Source organism: Crystallibacter permensis (assembly GCF_025960875.1).
In the GTDB taxonomy this organism is placed as follows: domain Bacteria; phylum Actinomycetota; class Actinomycetes; order Actinomycetales; family Micrococcaceae; genus Crystallibacter; species Crystallibacter permensis.
Genome location: NZ_JAODLR010000007.1, coordinates 1 through 21018, shown reverse-complemented (window position 1 = coordinate 21018; position 21018 = coordinate 1). Strand labels below are relative to the sequence as shown.

At 63.6% G+C, this 21018-nt stretch carries 23 protein-coding genes, 6 tRNA genes and 1 riboswitch; of the genes, 6 read left to right on the top strand and 23 right to left on the bottom strand.

All coding sequences use genetic code 11. The annotated features are described in order from the left end of the window. Window positions 1–215 precede the first annotated feature (215 nt). The 8 genes from lgt to hisI form a co-directional block, all read right to left on the bottom strand. The gene (gene lgt, locus B0G38_RS10160; protein WP_264669334.1) at window positions 216–1316 is read right to left on the bottom strand and encodes a prolipoprotein diacylglyceryl transferase; all 1101 of its coding nucleotides are present in this window, start codon (window positions 1314–1316) and stop codon (window positions 216–218) included. 40 nt (window positions 1317–1356) lie between these two features. Continuing rightward, on the bottom strand, window positions 1357–2160 hold the full coding sequence (trpA, locus tag B0G38_RS10155) for a tryptophan synthase subunit alpha (RefSeq protein ID WP_264669333.1): 804 nt from the start codon (window positions 2158–2160) through the stop codon (window positions 1357–1359). Further along, a complete protein-coding gene (gene trpB / locus B0G38_RS10150; RefSeq protein WP_264669332.1) occupies window positions 2157–3482 on the bottom strand; it encodes a tryptophan synthase subunit beta in 1326 nt (441 codons plus the stop codon). Before trpB ends, trpA begins: the two co-directional genes overlap by 4 nt. 91 nt (window positions 3483–3573) lie before the next feature. Next, window positions 3574–4401: an indole-3-glycerol phosphate synthase TrpC gene (gene trpC, locus B0G38_RS10145; protein WP_264669331.1), complete on the bottom strand. Its 828-nt coding sequence runs from the start codon at window positions 4399–4401 to the stop codon at window positions 3574–3576. A gap of 2 nt (window positions 4402–4403) precedes the next feature. Further along, entirely contained in the window at window positions 4404–4685 is a 282-nt protein-coding gene (locus B0G38_RS10140; RefSeq protein WP_264669330.1) for an HGxxPAAW family protein, read from the bottom strand. Between the two features lie 90 nt (window positions 4686–4775). After that, window positions 4776–5390, bottom strand: a complete 615-nt coding sequence (locus B0G38_RS10135; protein WP_264669329.1) for a Trp biosynthesis-associated membrane protein — start codon at window positions 5388–5390, stop codon at window positions 4776–4778. Further along, the gene (locus tag B0G38_RS10130; RefSeq protein ID WP_264669328.1) at window positions 5390–6961 is read right to left on the bottom strand and encodes an anthranilate synthase component I; all 1572 of its coding nucleotides are present in this window, start codon (window positions 6959–6961) and stop codon (window positions 5390–5392) included. The genes B0G38_RS10135 and B0G38_RS10130 overlap by 1 nt, the downstream gene beginning before the upstream one ends. Next, window positions 6961–7398, bottom strand: coding sequence for a phosphoribosyl-AMP cyclohydrolase (hisI, locus tag B0G38_RS10125; RefSeq protein ID WP_264669327.1), 438 nt, complete (start codon window positions 7396–7398; stop codon window positions 6961–6963). The genes B0G38_RS10130 and hisI overlap by 1 nt, the downstream gene beginning before the upstream one ends. Window positions 7399–7506: 108 nt before the next feature. Here hisI and B0G38_RS10120 point away from each other — a divergent pair, with 108 nt between their 5' ends. Then, window positions 7507–8151: a TIGR03085 family metal-binding protein gene (locus B0G38_RS10120; RefSeq protein ID WP_264669326.1), complete on the top strand. Its 645-nt coding sequence runs from the start codon at window positions 7507–7509 to the stop codon at window positions 8149–8151. Between the two features lie 18 nt (window positions 8152–8169). Here B0G38_RS10120 and hisF read toward each other — a convergent pair whose 3' ends face one another. The 15 genes from hisF to B0G38_RS10045 form a co-directional block, all read right to left on the bottom strand. Then, a complete protein-coding gene (gene hisF, locus B0G38_RS10115; RefSeq protein ID WP_264669325.1) occupies window positions 8170–8940 on the bottom strand; it encodes an imidazole glycerol phosphate synthase subunit HisF in 771 nt (256 codons plus the stop codon). Between the two features lie 14 nt (window positions 8941–8954). Beyond that, entirely contained in the window at window positions 8955–9797 is an 843-nt protein-coding gene (gene hisG / locus B0G38_RS10110) for an ATP phosphoribosyltransferase (protein ID WP_264669324.1), read from the bottom strand. Window positions 9798–9898: 101 nt separating this feature from the next. Next, window positions 9899–10162, bottom strand: coding sequence for a phosphoribosyl-ATP diphosphatase (locus B0G38_RS10105; RefSeq protein ID WP_074702518.1), 264 nt, complete (start codon window positions 10160–10162; stop codon window positions 9899–9901). A gap of 80 nt (window positions 10163–10242) precedes the next feature. Continuing rightward, entirely contained in the window at window positions 10243–10728 is a 486-nt protein-coding gene (gene ribH / locus B0G38_RS10100; protein WP_264669323.1) for a 6,7-dimethyl-8-ribityllumazine synthase, read from the bottom strand. A gap of 87 nt (window positions 10729–10815) precedes the next feature. After that, window positions 10816–11487, bottom strand: coding sequence for a GTP cyclohydrolase II (ribA, locus tag B0G38_RS10095; protein WP_264669322.1), 672 nt, complete (start codon window positions 11485–11487; stop codon window positions 10816–10818). Then, window positions 11484–12182, bottom strand: coding sequence for a 3,4-dihydroxy-2-butanone-4-phosphate synthase (ribB, locus tag B0G38_RS10090; RefSeq protein WP_264669321.1), 699 nt, complete (start codon window positions 12180–12182; stop codon window positions 11484–11486). The genes ribA and ribB overlap by 4 nt, the downstream gene beginning before the upstream one ends. After that, window positions 12179–12835 carry a riboflavin synthase gene (locus B0G38_RS10085; protein WP_264669320.1) on the bottom strand — a complete coding sequence of 219 codons (657 nt, stop codon included), beginning with the start codon at window positions 12833–12835 and terminating at the stop codon, window positions 12179–12181. The genes ribB and B0G38_RS10085 overlap by 4 nt, the downstream gene beginning before the upstream one ends. Then, the gene (gene ribD, locus B0G38_RS10080) at window positions 12836–13921 is read right to left on the bottom strand and encodes a bifunctional diaminohydroxyphosphoribosylaminopyrimidine deaminase/5-amino-6-(5-phosphoribosylamino)uracil reductase RibD (protein WP_264669319.1); all 1086 of its coding nucleotides are present in this window, start codon (window positions 13919–13921) and stop codon (window positions 12836–12838) included. It lies immediately after the preceding gene. Continuing rightward, a complete protein-coding gene (gene pnuC / locus B0G38_RS10075) occupies window positions 13918–14619 on the bottom strand; it encodes a nicotinamide riboside transporter PnuC (protein ID WP_264669318.1) in 702 nt (233 codons plus the stop codon). The genes ribD and pnuC overlap by 4 nt, the downstream gene beginning before the upstream one ends. A gap of 110 nt (window positions 14620–14729) precedes the next feature. Beyond that, window positions 14730–14873: riboswitch (FMN riboswitch) on the bottom strand. Between the two features lie 75 nt (window positions 14874–14948). After that, on the bottom strand, window positions 14949–15608 hold the full coding sequence (rpe, locus tag B0G38_RS10070; RefSeq protein WP_264669317.1) for a ribulose-phosphate 3-epimerase: 660 nt from the start codon (window positions 15606–15608) through the stop codon (window positions 14949–14951). A gap of 9 nt (window positions 15609–15617) precedes the next feature. Then, window positions 15618–17168 carry an RsmB/NOP family class I SAM-dependent RNA methyltransferase gene (locus B0G38_RS10065; protein ID WP_264669316.1) on the bottom strand — a complete coding sequence of 517 codons (1551 nt, stop codon included), beginning with the start codon at window positions 17166–17168 and terminating at the stop codon, window positions 15618–15620. Then, the gene (fmt, locus tag B0G38_RS10060) at window positions 17165–18115 is read right to left on the bottom strand and encodes a methionyl-tRNA formyltransferase (protein WP_264669315.1); all 951 of its coding nucleotides are present in this window, start codon (window positions 18113–18115) and stop codon (window positions 17165–17167) included. The genes B0G38_RS10065 and fmt overlap by 4 nt, the downstream gene beginning before the upstream one ends. Then, a complete protein-coding gene (gene def, locus B0G38_RS10055) occupies window positions 18112–18687 on the bottom strand; it encodes a peptide deformylase (protein WP_264669314.1) in 576 nt (191 codons plus the stop codon). Before def ends, fmt begins: the two co-directional genes overlap by 4 nt. 55 nt (window positions 18688–18742) lie before the next feature. Beyond that, window positions 18743–19606, bottom strand: coding sequence for a PD-(D/E)XK nuclease family protein (locus B0G38_RS10050; protein ID WP_264669313.1), 864 nt, complete (start codon window positions 19604–19606; stop codon window positions 18743–18745). A gap of 92 nt (window positions 19607–19698) precedes the next feature. Further along, window positions 19699–19770, bottom strand: a tRNA-Val gene (locus tag B0G38_RS10045). 300 nt (window positions 19771–20070) lie between these two features. Between B0G38_RS10045 and B0G38_RS10040 the strand changes: the two genes are divergently transcribed. The 5 genes from B0G38_RS10040 (at window position 20071) to B0G38_RS10020 (ending at window position 20624) form a co-directional block, all read left to right on the top strand. Next, window positions 20071–20144 (top strand) — tRNA-Gly (locus B0G38_RS10040). 54 nt (window positions 20145–20198) lie between these two features. Then, window positions 20199–20269: transfer RNA gene (locus B0G38_RS10035), tRNA-Cys, on the top strand. 61 nt (window positions 20270–20330) lie between these two features. After that, window positions 20331–20402 (top strand) — tRNA-Val (locus tag B0G38_RS10030). 33 nt (window positions 20403–20435) lie between these two features. Further along, window positions 20436–20512, top strand: a tRNA-Gly gene (locus B0G38_RS10025). 40 nt (window positions 20513–20552) lie between these two features. Next, window positions 20553–20624, top strand: a tRNA-Val gene (locus B0G38_RS10020). Window positions 20625–21018: the final 394 nt, after the last annotated feature.

Below are 21018 nucleotides of genomic sequence, written 5' to 3'. Positions count from 1 at the left end.
TGCACGAGGCCGTACTTTAGTACTGGAAATTGTATGACCTCGCCCACGTTATGCAGCACGGTTGGTGCATAACAATTTTGCTGATTCCGGAAAACCGGACAGAAGCGCAGTCATATCCGCTGCACCCGCACTGGTTGACGGATATCTAACGGAGATTCCACATCAGTGTGGTCGGCACAGATGCTGCAGCTCACCGGGCGGTGGCCCGGGAGGCGCTATTTGTCTTCGGAGTCCACGGGCCCAGTCGTGCCGCTGGTGCCGGACGCGGAGGTTTTTCCTGTCTCCGAAGAATTATCAGCGACACTAACACGCCCGGTGGCCCCGGACACGTTTTTGTCCGTTTTTTTCTTTCCGGTTTCTGTTGTGTTAACGCCGTCGGCGCCGGCGTTACGGGCGGCGGCGGGAGCACCGCCGTCGATCTTGGGGTCTATTTCCGCCTGTGGCTCGCGGCCGGACAGGTAGACGGAGTCCATCTCGGGAGTCCGCGGTTTCCGGGACAGCAGCACGAATATGACGAGCGCGGCCACCAACAGCAACAGCGAGGTCCAGACATTCAAACGCTGCGTCACGCCGAAGAGAGTGATCATTTCGGCATCGTCGATGCGCATCATTTCGATCCAGACGCGGCCCAGCGTGTAGTACGCGACGTAGAGCCAGAAGAGCATCCCGCGGCGGAGCTTGAAGCGCTTATCGATCAGCAGCAGCAGGGCAACGCCGGCCAGGTTCCAGAGCGATTCGTAAAGGAACGTCGGATGGAACAGCGTGCCCGGTTCGGCGCCGGGCGGGAAATTGGCGTGGTCGGCATCGATTTCCAGACCCCAGGGCAGGTCCGTGGGGCTGCCGAACAGTTCCTGGTTGAACCAGTTTCCCCAGCGGCCTATGGCCTGCGCCAGCAGCACGCCGGGCGCCGCTGCGTCCATGAATGCAGTCAGTTTGACGCCTGCCCGGCGGCAACCGATCCATGCGCCCAGCAGGCCCAGTGCCACGGCTCCCCAGATTCCCAGACCACCGAGCCAGATCTGCGGGATCAGGCTCAGGTCACCGTTCGGACCGAAGTAAGCGTCCGGCGACGAGAAGACGTGGTAGAGCCGCCCGCCGATGATGCCGAAGGGAATTGCCCAAATGGCAATGTCCCAGACCACCCCTTCGGGTCCCTTCCTGGCCTGCCACCGGCGGTCCGTCAGCCACAAAGCGGCGATAATGCCGGCGAGGATGCACAGGGCATACGCGTGGATGGTCAGCGGGCCGATGCTGAACCCGGACCAGTCCGGACTCGGAATCGACGCCGGGATCACAAGGGAAGTAGTCGTCTGCACCGGTAGCGGTCCTTTGTTCGGCTTTGGTGGCGGCGGAGGATCAGTTTTTGGTGGTACCGCTGTGCAGTTCCGCCGCGAGTTTGCCCACGGCTTCCACGCCCTCGGCGCCCAGCGTGGCGACCAGCGCGGTTCCGACGATGGCACCCTCGGCGTAAGCCCCGATTTCGCGGACGTGTTCGGCCTTCGAAACGCCCAGGCCGACGCAGACGCGCTCGGCGCCGGCCGCGTGGGCCGCCTCGACGACCTGCTGCGCTGCGCTGCTGACGCTGGTGCGCGCACCGGTCACGCCCATGATGGACACGGCGTAGACGAATCCGCGGCTGGCCTTGACGGTCATCGCCATGCGTTCCGGCGTCGACGATGGGGCCACCAGGAAGACCCGGTCCAGTCCGTACTTATCCGACGCTTCGAACCATTCGGCTGCTTCGTCCGGGATCAGATCAGGGGTAATCAGGCCTGCTCCCCCGGCTTCGGCCAGGCGCCGGGAAAAGTCGTCGACGCCCATGCGCATGACCGGGTTCCAATAGGTCATGACGAGGACGGCAGCCTCACAGCGGGAGGTAATGCCGGCCACGATGTCGAATACCTGGTGGACACGGAATCCGTTTTCGAGGGCCTGCACGGTGGCGGTCTGGATGACCTGGCCGTCCATGACCGGATCTGAGTACGGGATACCGATCTCGATCACATCGGCACCGTTTTCGGCCAGTGCGACGGCGGCGTCGATGGTGCCCTGCACATCGGGGTAGCCGGCGGGCAGGTAGCCGATCAGTGCGGTACGGCCCTCGGACCGTGCCTTCTCGATGGCTGCAGCTGATTTGCTGGCGATGGCGGCAGAATTCACAGTTGTTCTCCTTCAGCGCCGATTTCGGCTTCCGGCGAGTTACCGTCGAGCAGGTCGAACCACTCTGCTGCGGTGGCCACGTCTTTGTCTCCGCGGCCGGACAGGTTGACGACGATGATGACGTCCTGCGGGTTCTGTTTGCCGGAGGTGAGCTTCTTGCCGACGCGGAGGGCACCGGCCAGCGCGTGCGAGGACTCGATGGCCGGAATGATGCCTTCCGTGCGGCAAAGCAGCCGGAAGGCGTCCATGGCCTCGCTGTCGGTCACCGGTTCGTACTTGGCGCGGCCGATGTCCGAAAGGTAGGAGTGTTCCGGGCCGACGCCGGGGTAGTCCAGGCCCGCCGAGATGGAGTGGGACTCGATGGTTTGCCCGTCGTCATCCTGCATCAGGTAGGAGCGTGCGCCGTGCAGTACCCCGGGGCGGCCGAGGGTAATGGTGGCTGCGTGGCGGTCGGTGTCGACGCCCTCGCCGCCTGCTTCAAAGCCGTAAAGTTCCACCGAAGGATCGTCGAGGAAGCCATGGAAAATGCCGATGGCGTTCGATCCGCCGCCGATACAAGCGCAGACTGCATCCGGAAGCCGGCCGGTCTGGGCGAGGATCTGCTCGCGTGCCTCGTCGCCGATCACTTCATGGAAATAGCGCACCAACGCGGGGAACGGGTGGGCTCCGGCGGCAGTGCCCAGTAGATAGTGCGTGGTATGCACGTTGGCAACCCAGTCGCGCAGCGCCTCGTTGATGGCGTCCTTCAGGGTCTGGGATCCGGCAGTGACAGGGATAACCGTGGCGCCGAGCAACTCCATCCGGGCGACGTTCAGAGCCTGGCGCCGGGTGTCTTCGGCACCCATGTAAACAACGCATTCGAGCCCGAGGAGTGCCGCCGCCGTCGCGCTTGCCACGCCGTGCTGTCCGGCGCCTGTTTCGGCGATGATGCGGGTCTTGCCCATCCGCTTGGCCAGCAGGGCCTGACCCAGCACGTTGTTGATCTTGTGTGAGCCTGTATGGTTCAGGTCTTCGCGCTTGAGGAAGATCCGGGCGCCGCCGGCGTGGGCCGAAAACCGCTTGGCCTCCGTCAGCAGCGACGGCCTGCCTGAATAGTTCCGGTTCAGTTCCGCCACCTGGGCGATGAACTCCGGGTCGGCCTTGGCCTTGTCGAACGTGTCCTGTAGTTCGTCAAGTGCGGCAATCAGGGATTCGGGCATCCAGCGCCCGCCGTAGTTGCCGAAGTAGGGGCCGGGGGCATGGCGGAGACTCCCGCTGGAAAGGAATGCATCCGCCGTGTCCGGCTTTTCGCCGGCGTCGGGCGTCTCGGGGCTCTGCGTCATGGCTTGGCCGTCCTGTCTGTTTCGAACCTCTCGGCCGGGCAGGCCCGGAACCTGGAGAACCGGGCCTGCCGCCGAGACGGTATTGCTTGTGTTAGCTGCCCTGGCCGCGGTCCGCGATTGCCCGGGTACCGGCTGCGCCGAAGTCGGCTACGGCTTGCTCCGGTGCATTACCGATCACCAGTGCTTCACCAACCAGCACCGCGTTGGCGCCGTTCGCCGCGTAGTCGGCAACGTCGTCGGCGTTTCGTACGCCGGATTCGGCCACGATGACCGCATCCGACGGAATCTTTTCGGCCAGCGAGGCGAAGATGGAACGGTCCACGTCCAGCGTCTTGAGGTTGCGGACGTTGACCCCGATGATCCGGGCACCGACGGCGACGGCACGTTCAATTTCCTCGGCCGTATGCGTTTCCACCAGAGCGTTCATGCCCAAACGGTGCGTCAGGTCCAGGAATGCGCGCAGCTGGGAATCTTCCAGCGCGGCAACGATGAGCAGGACGAGGTCCGCACCATGTGCCCGCGCTTCCCAGATCTGGTATTCGTCGACCGTGAAGTCCTTGCGCAGGACCGGAATGTCGACGGCCTCGCGCACGGCATCCAGATCGGCGAGCGACCCGCCGAAGCGGCGCTGCTCGGTCAACACGCTGATAACTGCCGCTCCGCCTTTTTCGTAGCGTCGTGCCAGTTCGGCCGGGTCTGTGATCTGCGCCAGGTCGCCCTTGGAAGGGCTCTTGCGCTTGACCTCGGAAATCACCTTGAGCTCGGTTCGCGGGCTGGCCGGGCCGCCGAGGGCGGCATAGGCATCACGCGGCGCCGCCGCGGCAGCAACGCGTTTTGTTAGCTCCTCCAGCGGAAGTTCCGCCCGACGGGTTTCAAGATCTTCCCTGACCCCAACGATGATGTCGTCGAGAACAGTCACTCTCAGTGACCGCTGTTCATAAGCTTGTCGCCGTCCACTCCGTAGCCAGCCTTCTTCATGATCCAGCCAACGATCAGGCCAATGAACATGACAACAACGCCGGCCCAGAAAACCAGTTGCGAAGCCATGACGAAACCGATACCGGAGACAATGCTGCCGACGATCATGATCAGGACACAGGTCCAGGCAGCCGGGCTGTTTCCATGGCCGATGACTTCGTCGTGAATGCTGGAAACGGCCTGCTCGTTGGATGATTTCTCGGTGACGGTGGCGTGATTGCCCATTATCTAACTCCCTGAAGAAACGGTACTGCCTATATTCTGCCATTGATTTTCAGCGGACCGGCCACTATGACTTTAGGCCTGCCCGGTCCCCTAGTCTGTGGGATCCGTGCCCCGGCTGAGCTGGTCCCAGCTGTCGCTCTCGTCCACCGGACCGCCGCGGTCGGAGGGCGAACCGTCCGCCCGCCGAGCGGTTGCACTGGTGTACTTCCTGCTGGCCTGCCAGCGGCGGCCGGCAAGGACCAGCCATACCGCGCAAGCGGCCATCAGGAGACCCGCCAACAGCGCCAGTACGGGAAATACAGTGGATGTGATTTCCGCGGCCTGCCCGACCTGTCCGGTGGCCTCACCAATGGCGGTTGAGGCTGCAGCGGTCGGATCCGCTATCACCTGGTAGCTGGAGAGTGCGATCCCGGTTCCGGCCAACGCCAGCAGCACCGCAATGACAATTCTGGCAATCCGCCCGGCGATGGAGGCCGCCAGCGCCGCGGCCAGTCCTACCAGAGCCAGCGCCGTGACCGCGATGGCAGCCTCGCTGCCGGCCACGCTCAAGTCCGGCGTCTGCACCGTGCTCTGCGGCAGCCTCACGTTGAGCCAGGTCTGGGTAGTCGCGCCAAAGGCAGCCAGCGAGGCCAGGATGGAGGCCATCACTACGGTGCTCTTGCGCTGCCATCTCGACGGCGGCTTCACTTCGGTCCGGTCAGCCATCAGTTGCCTTCACCGGTGACGATTGCTGCCGGATCGGCGGCATGCAGCCGAGTGGCCAAGGTCACCGCGCGCAGCGGAGCGGCGGCCTTGTTTACGGATTCGATGGCTTCGGTGGCGGGATCCGAGTCCGCCACGATTCCGCCGCCCGACTGAACATACGCGCGGCCATCACGCAGCAGGGCGGAACGGATGGCAATAGCCATGTCCATGTCGCCGGCAAAGTCCAGATAGCCCACTACGCCGCCGTAGATGCCGCGTCGGTGTGGTTCGAGTTCATCAAGCAGGCGCAGGGCCCGCGGTTTCGGCGCACCGGAGAGCGTGCCTGCCGGAAACGTCGCGGCCAGCACGTCGTAGGCAGACTTATCATCGGAGAGCCTGCCGACCACGGTGGAAACGAGATGCATGATGTGGCTGAACTTCTCCACCTCCATGAACTGGCTGACATCCACGGTTCCCGGATCGCAGACCTTCGAGATGTCGTTCCTGGCCAGGTCCACGAGCATCAGGTGTTCGGCGCGCTCCTTGAGGTCCGCGAGCAGCTCTTCAGCGAGCTCCCTGTCCTGTTCCACCGTTTTGCCGCGGGGGCGTGATCCGGCGATCGGGTGCGTAATGACTTCGTCCCCGGTCACCGTGACCAGCGCCTCGGGCGAAGACCCGACGATGGAGTACGCGTTGCCGTCGGCATCCTCCAGGCTGAACAGGTACATATAGGGGCTCGGGTTGAGGTTGCGCAGCACCCGGTAGACGTCGAGCGCCGAGGCCGAACACTCCGTTTCGAACCGGCGTGAAATCACCACCTGGAAGACTTCGCCGTCGACAATCGCTTCCTTGCCCCGGTCGACCGCCGCCAGGTACTGCTCCTCGGCCCAGCTGTGCGTGACGGAATCCATCAGTTCATCGGTCGACAGCGCGCTGTTTTCCAGTACTGAGATCTGCTGGGCCAGCGGCTCATTGAGCTGGCCCAGCATCCGGCGGACCCGTTCCACCGCGTCGCGCCAGGCGTCGTCCGCCCGCTCGTCGCTGCCATCGAAGTTGATGGCGTTGGCGATCAGGGTAACGGTGCCTTCGGCGTTGTCGTGGACGGCCATATCCGTAACCAGGCACATGGCCAGCTCCGGCAGCGGCAGGTCCTCTTCGGGCGGGCTTGTCAGCTTTTCCCAACGGCGCACTGCTTCCCAGCCCACAAAGCCCACGAGTCCGGACGTTAACGGCGGAAGCCCGTCAAATCGTTCCGTCCGCAGCGCCTCCACCGTCTGCCGCAGCGCCTCGACCGGATTGCCGTCCAGCGGCACGCCGGCCGGCGGCTCCCCCAGCCAGTGTGCCTGGCCGTCCTTGCTGGTCAGCGTGGCCTTGGAATGGGTGCCGATGAACGAGTAGCGGGACCAGACTCCGCCCACTGCAGCGGACTCGAGCAGGAATGTTCCTGACTGCCCGCCGCCGAGCTTGCGGTAAAGGGAGATGGGTGTCTGGTCATCAGCGAGCACCTTGAGGGAGACCGGGATAACCCGCCGGTCACGGGCAAGGGAGCGGAACTCCTCCAGCGTGGGGCTGATGACACCAAGGTCCTGCATTACTTGTTTTCTTTCGCTAGCGGTTCTTCTTCGGCACGGTTTCCAACAACGACGTCGACACTGCGGCCATCGAAGCAGGTCCTGGTGCCTGTATGGCAGGCTGCGCCGACCTGATCGACCTGGATCAGGAGGGCATCGCCGTCGCAGTCCAGCGCCACGGATTTCACCCACTGCACGTGCCCGGATGTATCGCCCTTGCGCCAATACTCCTGGCGTGACCGCGAATAGAAGGTCACCCTCCCGGAGGAGAGCGTACGGCGCAGCGCCTCGTCATCCATCCAGCCCAGCATGAGCACTTCGGCGGTGTCGTGCTGCTGGATGATGGCGGCGACGAGGCCGGCTGCGTCGCGCTTAAGCAGGTCTGCAACGGCGGAGGGCAGGACTTCGCTGCCGGCGCCGGCCAAGGATACATTCGGGGATTCAGGCTGGGAGGACATCCCTTCAAGTCTAGTGCTTCGGCAGTGGGCCGTTTGCCGCCCGGCAACGAGGCCACACAACGTTATGAGCGGCCCAAAAATGGCCGCTTCATGCTAGGTTCAGGATTGATGCATTTCGTTGACCCGTCCCGTGAAGTTCTGGCCGAGACTCTGCTAGCAGCCGGCCCGGACTCCGCCACGCTCTGTGAAGGCTGGCGGACTGCCGACCTGGCAGCACATCTGTATCTGCGCGAGCACCGGTTGACGGCCCAACTGGGCATGGCATTCAAGCCCTTGTCCAAGGTTTCAGACGAAGCCACCCGGAAGCTGGCGGACAAATCGCGCGGAACAGCGGGCTACAGCAAATTGGTGAAGGCCTTCCGCGCCGGCCCGCCCCGGCTCTCGCCGCTGAAGCTCAAATCGGTCGATGCTGCCGCAAACCTTATCGAGTACTTCGTGCACACCGAAGACGTCAGGCGTGCCACCACGCGATGGGCACCGCGCGCCTTGGATGAGGAATACTCCAACGCCTTGTGGGACGACCTAATCAAACGGGCCGCTCTCCTGTATCGCGGAGTTGATCTGGGCATTGTCCTGGTGCGCCCCGATGGCCCCCGGCACGTTGCGAAGCGTGCCTCGGTGTCGGTAGCGATCGTCGGAGAGCCGGGGGAACTGCTCATGCACGCCCATGGCCGTACCCAGCACGCCCTCGTAACCTTCGAAGGCCAGCCCGATGCTGTCGCATTGCTGCAGAGCGCCGAAATCGGTCCCTGACTCCGGACGTGTCCGGTCTCAGCGGACGGGGTACCCTGCAGCGCGGATTGCGTCCTTCACCTGGGCGATGGCATCGTCGGGTCCGAAATGGAACACGGACGCGGCCAAGACGGCATCGGCACCGGCCGCCACGGCCGGGGGGAAATGCTCGGGTTTGCCTGCGCCGCCTGAGGCGATCAGCGGCACCTGCACCGCGGCACGCACGGTACGGATCATCTCCAGATCGAAACCTTCTTTAGTGCCGTCGGCGTCGATGGAGTTCAGCAGGATCTCCCCTACCCCACGGTCGGCGGCTTCCTTGGCCCACTGCACTGCATCAATGCCCGTGCCTTGCCTGCCGCCGTGCGTCGTGACCTCGAAGCCGGAAGGCACCGAGGAATCAGCTGTCCGCCGGGCATCCAGCGACAACACCAAAACCTGCGAGCCGAAGTGGTTGGTAATCTCATCGATGACTTCCGGACGGACCACCGCTGCCGTGTTGATCGAAGCCTTGTCGGCACCGAAGCGTAACAGCCTGTCGACGTCGGCGACGCTGCGGACACCCCCGCCGACCGTCAGCGGGATGAAGACTTCCTCCGCGGTGCGCGCAACGACGTCGAACGTCGTCTCGCGGTTCCCGGAGGAGGCTGTCACGTCCAGAAAGGTCAGTTCGTCGGCCCCCGCACGGTCGTAGCGGTGTGCCAGTTCCACCGGATCTCCGGCGTCGCGCAGGCCTTCGAAGTTGACACCCTTGACTACCCTGCCGGCGTCGACGTCAAGGCAAGGAATGACGCGGATTGCTACAGACACTTTGTACTTCCCGATCAGATGCGGCAGGCGTGGATAGTGCTGACCAGGATGGCGCGGGCGCCCAGGTCATACAGCTCATCCATGATCCGGTTGGTCTGCGTGCGGCTGACCATGGAGCGCACCGCTACCCACTCTGAGTCGCGCAGCGGGGAGACGGTGGGCGACTCCAGGCCCGGCGTCAGGGCTGCAGCCTGCTCCACCAGTTCCTTGCGGATGTCGTAGTCCATCATCACGAACTCGCGGGCGACAATGACGCCGCGGAGCCGACGGATCAGGACCTCCAGGCCCGCGGGCACCTCGCCCCGGCGGCCGATGAGGACGGCCTCGGACCGGAGGATGGGTTCGCCGAAGATCTCCATGCCGGCGGCCTTGAGTGTGCTTCCGGTTTCCACGACATCCGCGATCGCGTCGGCGACCCCCAAGCGCACGGAGGATTCCACGGCGCCGTCCAGCCGGACAACCTTGGCATCCACGCCGCGCTCGGTCAGATAGCTTTGCAGCAGTCCGTCGTAGCTGGTGGCAAGACGCCTGCCTTGCAACTGCTGCACGTCGGAGAATTCGCCAGCGGGGCCGGCAAACCGGAACGTTGAGATGGCGAAGCCAAGGCTCAGGAGCTCTTCGGCTTCCACCTGTGCATCGAGGAAAAGGTCGCGGCCGGTGATACCGACGTCCAGCGTGCCCTTGCCAACGTAGACGGCAATATCGCGCGGGCGGAGGAAGAAGAATTCGACGTCGTTGTCCGGATCCATCATGACCAGCTCACGGCTGTCACGACGCTGCCGGTATCCGGCCTCGGTGAGCATTTCGGACGCGGATTCGGACAGGGAACCCTTGTTGGGGACGGCTACGCGTAGCATGAAGATGACTTTCTGCAGAGGATCGGTTGGCCGTACTACGGCCGGTTTTGGGGAAACTGCCCCGGGCAGGCTGGGCGGAACACCTCTGGCGCGGTGTCCCGCTACAGATGCTTGTATACGTCTGCCAGGGTCAGGCCTTTGGCGATCATCAGGACCTGCAGGTGGTAGAGCAACTGGGAAATTTCTTCCGCCGCCGCTTCATCCGACTCGTACTCCGCAGCCATCCATACTTCGGCCGCCTCTTCCACAACCTTCTTCCCGATGCCATGGATACCTGAGTCCAGTTCGGCTACGGTACCCGAGCCCTCCGGGCGCGTCTGCGCTTTCTCGCTCAGCTCGGCAAAAAGGGATTCGAAGGATTTCACGCTCCCAAGATTACGCCAGCACATAGCCCGGGCCGCAAACCGGCCCGGGCTATGTGACGAATGCCCTTGTCCAGAGGCCTTTAGACTCCGAGCCGGCGCAGGGTGGCGGCCGTCGCCAATGCGGCTGTGACGGCCTCGTGGCCCTTGTCCTCGTTGGAACCCTCAAGCCCGGCCCGGTCAAGGCCCTGCTGCTCCGTATCGCATGTCAGGACCCCGAATCCCACCGGGGTACCGGTTTTCACGCTGACATCGGTCAGCCCCTCCGTGGCTGCCTGGCAGACGTACTCGAAGTGTGGTGTTCCACCACGAATAACGACGCCGAGGGCCACCACCGCGTCATAGTGCGGTGCCAGCCGCGCAGCAGCCACCGGCAACTCGAAGCTGCCGGGAACTCTAACCAGCGCGGGCTCGGCGATGCCGGCTTCCTTGGCGGCCCGCAGGGCGCCGTCGATCAGGCCGTCCATGATCTGCGTATGCCAACTGGCTGCAACGATGGCCAGTTTCAGCTCACCAGCATTGCCGTTCAGCTCGGCGACGTCGATAACCGGTGCTCCGTGTCCGCTCATGTTTCTACTCTCTGCTTTCTGTGCATGTTCGTACCCGCCAGGATTGGCGGCGGGTTCATCTTCAGTACTGGGAAGGTGCCGCTGTTGTCAGCTTTGGTGGACCGGATGGTCCTCAAGCAAGGCCAGCCGGTGGTCCATTCGATCCCGCTTGGTCTGCAAATACCGCAGGTTCTGCTCCCGGGACGGCACTTCGGAGGAGATCATTTCCACGACGCTGATGCCATAGCCGGAGAGCGTACTGCTCTTGGCCGGGTTATTGCTCAGAAGCCGGATGCTGCCCAGCCCCATGGCGTGCAGGATCGACGCCGCGGCAGAATAGTCGCGCGCATCCACCGGCAGGCCCAGCTGTTCATTGGCCTCAACCGTGTCTGCGCCGTCCTCCTGCAGGGCGTACGCACGGATCTTGTTGGCCAGTCCGATCCCGCGGCCCTCCTGGCCACGCAGATACAGCACGGTGCCGCCCTGTTCGGCAATCAAAGCCAGGGCCTGGTCCAGCTGCTCACCGCAGTCGCAGCGGAAGGAAGCAAAGACATCCCCTGTCAAGCATTCCGAATGCAGCCGAACCAGCGGAGCGGTGTCGGGGCGCACCGGCGAAGTGATGCTCAGATGCTCCACCCCGGTGGCACTGTCGGTCCATGCCCGTGCCGTGAAGTAGCCGAAAGCCGTGGGCAACTGCACGGCCGGACCGCCGGTCACCTGCGCGAGGGAGGCCGGCGGAACCGACACCGCGGCCGGCGACGGGTCGTTTCTGGTGGTCATTGGTGCGCCTCCTGTCCGGCGGGTTCACGTGTCTGGAGGGACTGCCTAGCTTGTGGGCCCGTTGCTTCCGCCGCGATGAACTGGACGAGGTCCTCGATGGATACCAGCGGGCAGCCGTGCTCATTGGCAAAGTCGCGCAGCGCGGGCAGCCGCATCATTTCCCCGTCATCGTGCACGAGCTCTGCGATCACGCCTACCGGGGACCGGCCGCCGAGCCGGCAGAGATCAACGGCAGCTTCGGTGTGCCCCCGGCGCGCCAGGACGCCACCGTCGACAGCCCGGAGCGGGAAGATATGGCCCGGCCTGTGCAGCTGGCTGGCAGTACTCAGTTCAGACGCCAGCACCTGCGCCGTCCGTGCACGGTCGGTGGAGCTGATGCCGGTGGTAACCCCGGTGGCGGCATCGCAGGAAACCGTGTAGGCGGTTCCCTTCGCGTCCTGGTTGACTTCAACCATCGGCGGAAGGCCAAGCTCATCAGCGCGGCTGCCGGTCATCGGGACACAGATCACTCCCGAGGTGTACCGGACGGTCCAGCCCATCAGGGCAGGCGTGGAGGCATCAGCCGCGAAAATGATGTCCCCTTCGTTCTCCCGGTCTTCGTCGTCGACCACCACAACCGGCCGGCCGGCCGCGATGGCGCTGATGGCTTGCTCGATAGCGTCGAGCCGGATCCGGGGTTCCACTGCCGCGCTCATGAGTGCGCTCCTGCTACGTGGCGGGCGGCAGCCTTGTCCGCTTGGGAGAAGGCCAGCAACCGTTCGGCGTACTTTGCAAGCACATCTACTTCGAGGTTGACCTTGTCGCCGGTGGCTTTGGCTCCCAGATTCGTTTCGGCCAGAGTGGTGGGAATCAGTCCCACCTCGAAAAAGGCGTCCTCTGTCTCGACCGGACTAACCGTGGTCACCGTCAGGGAGACACCGTCGATCGCGATGGAACCCTTTTCGGCGACGTAACGGGCGAGCTGGAAGGGGACGCTGAAACGCAACCGCTCCCAGTCGCCCATATTTTCGCGTTCGAGCAGTGCACCGACACCGTCCACGTGTCCCTGGACCACATGGCCATCCATACGGCCCCCGGCTGGAACGCACCGCTCGAGGTTTACGCTGGCGCCGGCGTTGAGCTCACCGGTGGTGGTCCGGGTCAGCGTCTCCCCCATGACGTCGACGCTGACAACGCCCGGCTTTGATTCCACGGCAGTCAGGCAAACGCCGTTGACGGCCAGGGACCCGCCGAGTTCAAGGTCGGCGATCGCTTCCCCTGCCTTGATGGTCAGGACAGCGCTGTCCTTCGCCGGGTTCAGGACGAGCGATTCCACGCTGCCCTGCTCGGTGATGATTCCGGTAAACATTTAGAGGCCTTTCCTGCCACTTGGGATGCCTTGCGGCATCGGTTCCAGATGAAGGCGCAGATCTGCGCCAAGATTTGAGGTGCGGCCGCCGCCGCTGTTGTCCCAACGCCACTGATAGGCCTCAGCCAACGTCCGGACGCCTAGATCGCCGGTGGACCGGGTCCCATTACCCAGGAGCATGGGTGCCAGATAGAGGACCAGTTCGTCGACGAGGTCCGCTTGCAGGAAGGCTCCCGCCACGGCTGCACCGCCTTCGATCATGGCATGTCCGATTCCTCGCCCGACCAGGTCGCCAAGCACCTCGGCCGGATCATGCGTCCGCAGCTGCACAAACCGGCCGTCATCCCCGCGGATGGCGGAGTCTTCGGGAACGTCGCGCAGTCCCATCACCACTCGCAGCGGCTGCGACTTCGTTGCTGCGCCCGATTCGTCCCGAGCAGTCAGCCGCGGATTGTCTGCCAGGACGGTTCCGGTACCGGCGATGATCGCGCCCACGCGGCTGCGGATACCGTGGCTGTCCTGCCGCGACTCCGCGGAGGTGATCCATTGGCTTGTTCCATCCGGCGCTGCAATCAGCCCATCAAGCGTCTGGGCAATGTGCATGGTGGTGAACGGACGGTTTTCCGATTTGGCCCTGACCCACCTGTGGTTCAGCTCAAGTGCCCGCTGCTGGAGCAGACCGCTGCGTACGCCGATGCCGGCCTCGCGGAGGAAGTCTCCACCCCCCGTGGCCTCCGGCGTAGGGTCCGCAGCCGCATAGATGACGTTGCCGATACCGGCGTCGACGATGGCTGCCGCGCACGGTCCCGTGCGGCCCTGGTGATTGCACGGTTCAAGGGTGACCACCATGGTGCACTCGGAAAGATCCTGCTGCTGGGAAATCCGGTGGCGCAAGTTGGCCAGCGCGTCGATTTCCGCGTGCGGCGAGCCCGCACCACTGTGATACCCGATACTGAGCACCTCACCGGTATTGTCCAGAACTGCCGCACCAACCAAAGGATTGGCGCCGCGGGATCCAAGCTTCGCGGTGTCCAGTGCCAGCTCCATCGCCCGGTTTTCCGCAGGCGAGAATCCCTGGCTGCTCATGATCGGCCCCCGGCGCCGACGAGGGGATCCGGCAGAAGGGTTTCAACCTCGGGCTTGGACCGTTCCTTGGCCCGCCACCAGACGAAGAACCCGATCAGGGTGAAAATACCGTAGAAGAGGTACATAAAGGCCGACGCGTAGTAACCGGCGCTGAACAGCAGCGGGACTCCCACGATGTCGACCGCAACCCAGATCAGCCAGAATTCCACCCAGCCGCGTGCCATGCCGTAGGTGGCCAGCAACGATCCCATAAACGTCCAGGCGTCCGCCCAGACAGGTTCGTACGAACCGAGTGCGGCGAAGAGCGGAGTCAGAGCGATGGTGCCAAGGATCAAACCTGCCACCAGACCGATCCGGGCTTTGCCGGATGCCCACTGGGGGGTTACCGCGTGGCCCGCGCCGTCTTGCTTGCTCTGGCGCCAGCGCTGCCAGCCGTAGACCGCCACAGCGATAAACATGATTTGGCGTCCGGCCTGGCCGAGCAGATTTGCAGTATTGGCCGAGCCGAACAGCGAACCGAGAAAAACCGTAAGCAGCAGGGCATTGCCGATGATGCCGACCGGCCACGCCCATACCTTGCGGCGCATGCCACCGAGGGCGCTGAGGAGGCCGAAGATGTTCCCTACGACTTCGCGCAGCAGCAATGAACTGCCGGCGACGGGAATCTGAGCTTCAAAGAGCCACCGCAGAAAATCCATGTCGTTCCTTTCCGAAAGCCGCGGCGGCTCCGGGGTAACGACAGTGCGGTAGGTTCAGGCAGCGGACGTGGTTCCGCACGGAACCGTACCGCTGGCTGTTCTGCCAACTGTACGTGCTTCTCCCATCCAGACTTTAACTGTCGGTACCGGAATTTCACCGGCTCAACCGTTGCCCTGATTCCTTGCGGAATCCGTGGCGACGGGTCGCGGACTATAACCGCCGGTTCGGACTTACACCGACCCCGGAGCACGTTGTTTGTGGTTGTTATTCTGCCACAACCTGCATTGCAGGCATCATATTCCTGTCATGTCGTGTAATACATGACACATCAAGCTGTTTCGGCAGACTTGCGCAAGGCGGAAATGGCGGCATCCGGATCTTCGGCACCGTATACGGCCGACCCTGCGACGAAAACGTTAGCTCCCGCTTCCGCTGCCCGCTGGATCGTTTCTTCGGTCACGCCGCCGTCCACCTGAATCGCCACAGGCAGACCCGAACCGGCTATTGCCGAGGCTGCCCGGCGGATCTTGGGAAGTGTTACATCGAGGAAGGCTTGGCCGCCGAACCCGGGTTCTACCGTCATGATCAGCAGCATGTCCATTTCGGGGAGCAAATCGAGGTAGGGCTCGACGGCGGTGCCCGGCTTCAGCGCCATGCCCGCTTTGGCGCCGCGCTTGCGCAGCTCACGTGCCAGACGGACGGGAGCGGATGCGGCCTCGACGTGGAAGGTCACCGAGTTGAGGCCTGCATCCGCATAGGCCGGCGCCCAACGGTCCGGGTCCGCGATCATCAGGTGCGCGTCCAACGGAAGCCGGCTGATCTCCTGGATCCGCTCCACCACGGGCAACCCAATGGTCAGGTTCGGCACGAAGTGATTGTCCATGACGTCAACATGCACGGCGTCGGCGGAGCTGATTTTCCCCAGCTCGGCCTCCAGATTGACGAAATCGGCGGACAAAATACTTGGATGTATGCAGCACTGTGCCATCGGGGTCCCTTACTCTGCGTTTCCGGCTGAATTGTCTGAGGTCTTCTTGCGCAGCAAGCCTAGGAACATTGCGTCTGTTCCATGGATATGCGGCCACAGCTGGGCCGTGGATCCTACCGTCTGTGCATGGCCAGCCTGGAGACTTCCCGACAGGCTGACTGCATCCAACGCCGACGCCGAATCCAGTAGTTCAATGTCAGGATGGCGGCGCAACGCGTCGGTGACCACGGCGGTGGTCTCCGCTGGGTGCGGCGAACAGGTGACGTATGCTACGAGACCGCCGGGCTTCACCGCAGCCAGGGCCGAATCAAGCAGTTCGCGCTGCAAAGGCGCCAGTTGGGCAACGTCGGACGGCTTGCGCCGCCAGCGCGACTCAGGTCGACGCCGCAGCGCACCCAGGCCGGTGCAGGGAGCGTCTACGAGGATCCGGTCAAACCCTTCAGGCTGCAACTGGCCAAGGTCGCGGCCGTCCCCGGTCCGTACTTCCCAGACCTCACTGTCTACGGGTCGAAGAGACTGCCGTACCAGCTCGGCCCGGTGTTCGGCCGGTTCGTTCGCCAGCAGGGTCGCCGATTTCTTGGCCGCCAGGGCAGCCAGCAGGGCGGCCTTGCCCCCTGGTCCGGCGCAAAGATCCAGCCAGCGCTCGGGACCCGAGGTCAGAGTCTGGGCTTCGGCCAGGGCGCGGGCGACCAGCTGGGAACCGGCATCCTGAACTCTCGTTGTTCCCGTCCGGACGGATTCCAGGCGTCCCACGTCGCCTCCGGAGAACAGCGCCGAATCCTGTACCAGGGAGCCCGGTTCCGCGCCCGCTTGAAACGCTTCGTCCAGTGTGCCGAGCCCGGGCAGGGCCACGAGATTCACCACCGGTGCAGCATTGTCCGCCGCCAGGAGTTCCTCGATTTCCCCAACGCTGCGGCCGTGTCCGACGAGAGACTGCCGCAGCGCCCTGACTATCCATTCCGGATGGCTGTGCACTAAAGCTGCAGCGGCGACCGGGTCCTTCTGTCCGGCAGTAAGTTCCTCGGTCCAGCCGGCGAGTTCCTTGGCAGAAACTTTCCGCAGCACGGCATTGACCAGCGCGCCCGGACCGGCTCCAATGACAGCGCGGGCCAGTCCGACCGTCTGGTCCAGGGCGGCGTGCGCGGGCACCCGCATGGCCAGCAACTGATGGACACCGAGGCGAAGTGCGTCGAGCACCGCCGGATCGAGTTCGGCCAGCGGGCGGTCAACGCAGCGGGCCAAAATGGCATCGTAGGTGCCCAGACCGCGTAGCGCTCCGTACGTCAGTTCCGTGGCGAACCCTGCGTCACGCTTGTCGAGCCGGTGCTGCCTGATCTTTACAGGCAGCACCAGGTTGGCATAGGCATCGTCGGCGTCAACAGCGCGCAGCACTTCGAACGCCACCAGCCGCGCCGGATCCGCCTTGCGCGTGCGCTGCGCCGGCGCGGACTGGGAGAAGGAACGCTCTCCCCCGCGGTTGCGTTCGCGTCCGGCGGCATTACGGCGCCGTTCGGGGCCCTGTCCCCTGCGGTTGCCCTGCGGCCTGTCCTGTCCGCTCACTCGAAGTGCACATCCTCACGTTGTCCAAGACCGCGCGCCCAATCGGCCGCCGCCATCATTTTCTTTCCTGCCGGTTGAACCTGCTGCAACTGCACGGCGCAGGATCCGGTGCCCACCAAGGCAGAGGCAGCGCCTCCGCTGGCCAGTTCCACCTGGCCGGGCCGCAGGTCCTGCCTGTCCTGTCGTAGGACAACGGGACCTAACTTGAACCGTTGCCCCTGCAGCATCGTCCATGCGCCGGGTTCCGGCGTCACGCCGTTGATCCTGCGGCGCAGGGCCAAGGCAGGCTGCTTCCAGTCGATATGACCGTCTTCAAGACCTAGTTTGGGAGCCAGGGTCACATCCCCTGACTGAGGCACGGCCACTGCTTTGTCCATCGAGATGGCCGAGAGCGTTTGGGCGAGCAGGATAGCGCCGCTGTTCGAGAGCCGGGTCAGCAGTTCGCCGCTGGTGTCCTCCGGCCGAATGGTTTCCGTCAAGGTTCCGTACACGGGGCCGGTGTCCAGGCCTTTTTCGAGCTGGAAGGTCGATGCGCCGGTTACATCGTCACCATGAATGACGGCATGTTGGACGGGAGCCGCACCACGCCAGGCAGGCAATAAGGAAAAGTGCAGGTTAACCCAGCCATGCCGCAGCATCTGCAATGCCAGCTCCGGAACCAAGCCTCCGTAGGCGACGATGGCGGCTACATCCGCCTCGGTTTTGGCGATCGCGGCCATGGCCTGGTCATCAATCCGGTTAGCCCGGATGACAGGCAGGCCCAATTCCTGTGCACGGGCGGCTACCGGTGAGGGCGTAAGAGTCTTCTTACGTCCCACCGGCGCATCCTCGCGCGTCAATACCGCCGCTACCTCGAAACCTGATTCAACCAGGTTTTCCAAAGATGGAACCGCCACCTGCGGCGTTCCTGCAAAGAGAACGCGAAAAGGTCTGGGAGTTCCCGTCATGCTGAGGGCTGCCCGAACGTTCCCCGCGTAAATCCGGAGCCAACGCTGGAGGAGCGCTTAACCTCTGTTTCCTTGGCCACGGAATTGTAGGAGGCATCGCGGATGGAGCGAAGAGCATTTTTACGATCGTCGCCGGAGAGGTGATCTATGTACAAGACACCGTCCAGGTGGTCCGTTTCATGCTGGAAGCAGCGCGCAAGCATGCCTTCGCCTTCCAAGGAAACGGGGTTGCCGTTGACATCCACGCCTGTGACCCGGGACCAGCGCCGCCGCTGCACCGGGTAACCGAGGCCGGGAATCGAGAGGCACCCTTCCACCCGGTCTTCCTGAAAGTCATCGCTGTTCTCCAGGACGGGGTTGATGACGTGGCCCCGCTGTCCGTCGATCAGATAAGTAAAGACCCGCAGGCTTACCCCCACCTGCGGTGCTGCGAGGCCTGCACCCTCCACACTTTCCATCGTCTCGTCCATGTCGGCCACCAGCTTGGCCAGCTCCGGGCCGAAGTCGCGAACAGGCTCTGCCTTGGTGCGCAGCACCGGGTCCCCGATAATCCGAATACTCAGGACGGTCATGCGTGAATCTTCCTTACTGTCGCTCAGCCGGGTGTCCGTTCCAGTCTAAGTGGCCTTATCCGGCAACCGGCCGCAGCACAGCAGCGGGCGGACCGATGGGCAGCAGCGCACGGCCGGCGTCGGTCACCTGCAGCTGCAGGTCCCAGACCCGGCGCAAGGCGCAGAACTTGTACCAGTGGTACTTGAGCACTTCCGGATTGGCCCGCATGGGCCGAACCTCGGTCTCACCGATGGCAACGCCCAGCAGCAATGGCGAGTCACCATGCGCCCATGGTTCCCACTTACCGGCATGGGCGTCGACCAGGCTTTCCTGGGCCTTCATTCCCGCCACCAGCTGCATAACGACTTTTTCGTCCATGGGCTTGACCTGACCGTTGCGGTCCGTGCCTTTGGTCTTGAAATCGATCAGGCACAGCCGGCCACCGATGCGGGCTACGAGATCGAGCGTGCCGGCGTATCCGACCTCGGCGTTCCACACGGTGATTTCGGGCGCTACAGGTTCCACCTGGTACAGCTCCCACCACTCGTCAAAACGCGCGGCGAAGGCTTCTTCACCGTTAGCCCTCAGTTCCTCGCGGGCCTCGGCCATGCGGTGCGGACGGCCGAGGGCACGCAGCGAGACCTGCTCGCAATAGCTATGTACCCGATCGCCGCGCAGTGCTGCGGCATCCCGGAAGCGTTCCGCCGCCGTCGAGGCTTCCTTCGCCAGTGCCCGGAGTTTCGCCGGATTGCCCGCCGCCTCTGCCAGCCGGTGGTCCTGCGCCATGGCGGTGGCCGCCATATGGGAGAACCAGCCACCCAGATCCACTGGCGCCTGGGAGATGACGGTGGTTATGGACGGCACACTGGGCAGTTCAGTGGTTGAGCGTGAATACATCCGCCCGAAATCGGTTTTGTGGGCCAGTGCCGGATCAGTCATACCAAGAATCATGTCAGAGACCGCTGACGGTTTCCTGCCGCAAAGAAAACGGCCCCTTGCCTGTGGAAAGACAAGGGGCCGGCTTCTGACGGTGGGCGATACTGGGTTCGAACCAGTGACCTCTTCGGTGTGAACGAAGCGCGCTACCACTGCGCCAATCGCCCGTCTGGATGCCCGCACCGGCGAACCGGACCTGCATCGTTTATGAATGTTAGCCGACGTTCGCCCCGACGCAAAAACGGCGCATTTTGTCGTGCTGGCGCGCTAGTGCCTCGGCCTACCAGTCCAGATTCACATCACTTCAGACCGTGTTGCGCACCCCTTCTGGACGCGGGAATGAGCTGCAAAACCGGCTCTCGAACCCTCGATTGGACGAAGCGGAAAACGTCCTATAGAGTCTTTACTCGTTGGAAATCGAGAAAACGTTCCGGTCAGACCGGAGGTAAACTTGATGAAATCCACATGCGGACGTAGCTCAGCTGGCTAGAGCACCACCTTGCCAAGGTGGATGTCGCGGGTTCGAATCCCGTCGTCCGCTCGCAAGTCACTGTAAGTGCCAGTTCTACTGGCCGGTCCTGAATCTGCAGGCCACGGTGGGGTGGCCGAGAGGCGAGGCAGCGGCCTGCAAAGCCGTATACGCGGGTTCGAATCCCGTCCCCACCTCGGTTACGGTACTTCAAAGTGCTTGCAGCTGTATTGCTTAGCATTGCAATAAACCCTTTATGGGCGATTGGCGCAGCGGTAGCGCGCTTCCCTGACACGGAAGAGGTCACTGGTTCGATCCCAGTATCGCCCACGGAAATGGTCCGGTTTATCGGCACCACTCCATGCGGACGTAGCTCAGCTGGCTAGAGCACCACCTTGCCAAGGTGGATGTCGCGGGTTCGAATCCCGTCGTCCGCTCCAATCCGATCATTGTGCTTTGACGCCGATGCTGAAGGATCCAGGGCGATTGGCGCAGCGGTAGCGCGCTTCCCTGACACGGAAGAGGTCACTGGTTCGATCCCAGTATCGCCCACAAAGAACGGCTCCCCTCGGAGCCGTTTTTGCATTTAACGCGCTATCTCCTCAAGCGAGGAGTTCCGGGCTATTCCCCCCTTCCTGGTAGCCGGCTCCTCCCCCGACCCTTCTCTTTCGGGCCATTTCCAGCCTGATTCTGCTGACGCAGCCGTGCGCCCGTCAGACAGACCGGCCAAGAGGCTTAATAGGCCAAGGCCCGCTCCACGCCGCCTCCACAGGCGGCCGGACCGCGCTTCCTTCCTACACAAACCACTAGTCCTCCACATTGCCGCTTTTCCCGTGCTACTCGAAGACGTTTTCTATAGCGTTGAGGTATGGCAATCGCACCGTTCGAAGCGCATCAGGAGCCCGCGGGCTTCCTCGCTTCCGTGCACGCCGCCCTCCAGGACTTC

What these genes read in the sequence shown, in the direction of transcription:
- def (WP_264669314.1), bottom strand. Translation starts at nt 18,687, where the DNA reads ATGACCGTCCTGAGTATTCGGATTATCGGGGACCCGGTGCTGCGCACC.
- ribD (WP_264669319.1), bottom strand. Translation starts at nt 13,921, where the DNA reads ATGAGCAGCCAGGGATTCTCGCCTGCGGAAAACCGGGCGATGGAGCTG.
- B0G38_RS10085 (WP_264669320.1), bottom strand. Translation starts at nt 12,835, where the DNA reads ATGTTTACCGGAATCATCACCGAGCAGGGCAGCGTGGAATCGCTCGTC.
- ribA (WP_264669322.1), bottom strand. Translation starts at nt 11,487, where the DNA reads ATGACCACCAGAAACGACCCGTCGCCGGCCGCGGTGTCGGTTCCGCCG.
- pnuC (WP_264669318.1), bottom strand. Translation starts at nt 14,619, where the DNA reads ATGGATTTTCTGCGGTGGCTCTTTGAAGCTCAGATTCCCGTCGCCGGC.
- B0G38_RS10140 (WP_264669330.1), bottom strand. Translation starts at nt 4,685, where the DNA reads ATGGGCAATCACGCCACCGTCACCGAGAAATCATCCAACGAGCAGGCC.
- ribH (WP_264669323.1), bottom strand. Translation starts at nt 10,728, where the DNA reads ATGAGCGGACACGGAGCACCGGTTATCGACGTCGCCGAGCTGAACGGC.
- B0G38_RS10135 (WP_264669329.1), bottom strand. Translation starts at nt 5,390, where the DNA reads ATGGCTGACCGGACCGAAGTGAAGCCGCCGTCGAGATGGCAGCGCAAG.
- hisG (WP_264669324.1), bottom strand. Translation starts at nt 9,797, where the DNA reads ATGCTACGCGTAGCCGTCCCCAACAAGGGTTCCCTGTCCGAATCCGCG.
- B0G38_RS10130 (WP_264669328.1), bottom strand. Translation starts at nt 6,961, where the DNA reads ATGCAGGACCTTGGTGTCATCAGCCCCACGCTGGAGGAGTTCCGCTCC.
- fmt (WP_264669315.1), bottom strand. Translation starts at nt 18,115, where the DNA reads ATGACGGGAACTCCCAGACCTTTTCGCGTTCTCTTTGCAGGAACGCCG.
- rpe (WP_264669317.1), bottom strand. Translation starts at nt 15,608, where the DNA reads ATGGCACAGTGCTGCATACATCCAAGTATTTTGTCCGCCGATTTCGTC.
- B0G38_RS10050 (WP_264669313.1), bottom strand. Translation starts at nt 19,606, where the DNA reads ATGACTGATCCGGCACTGGCCCACAAAACCGATTTCGGGCGGATGTAT.
- hisI (WP_264669327.1), bottom strand. Translation starts at nt 7,398, where the DNA reads ATGTCCTCCCAGCCTGAATCCCCGAATGTATCCTTGGCCGGCGCCGGC.
- ribB (WP_264669321.1), bottom strand. Translation starts at nt 12,182, where the DNA reads ATGAGCGCGGCAGTGGAACCCCGGATCCGGCTCGACGCTATCGAGCAA.
- trpB (WP_264669332.1), bottom strand. Translation starts at nt 3,482, where the DNA reads ATGACGCAGAGCCCCGAGACGCCCGACGCCGGCGAAAAGCCGGACACG.
- B0G38_RS10120 (WP_264669326.1), top strand. Translation starts at nt 7,507, where the DNA reads ATGCATTTCGTTGACCCGTCCCGTGAAGTTCTGGCCGAGACTCTGCTA.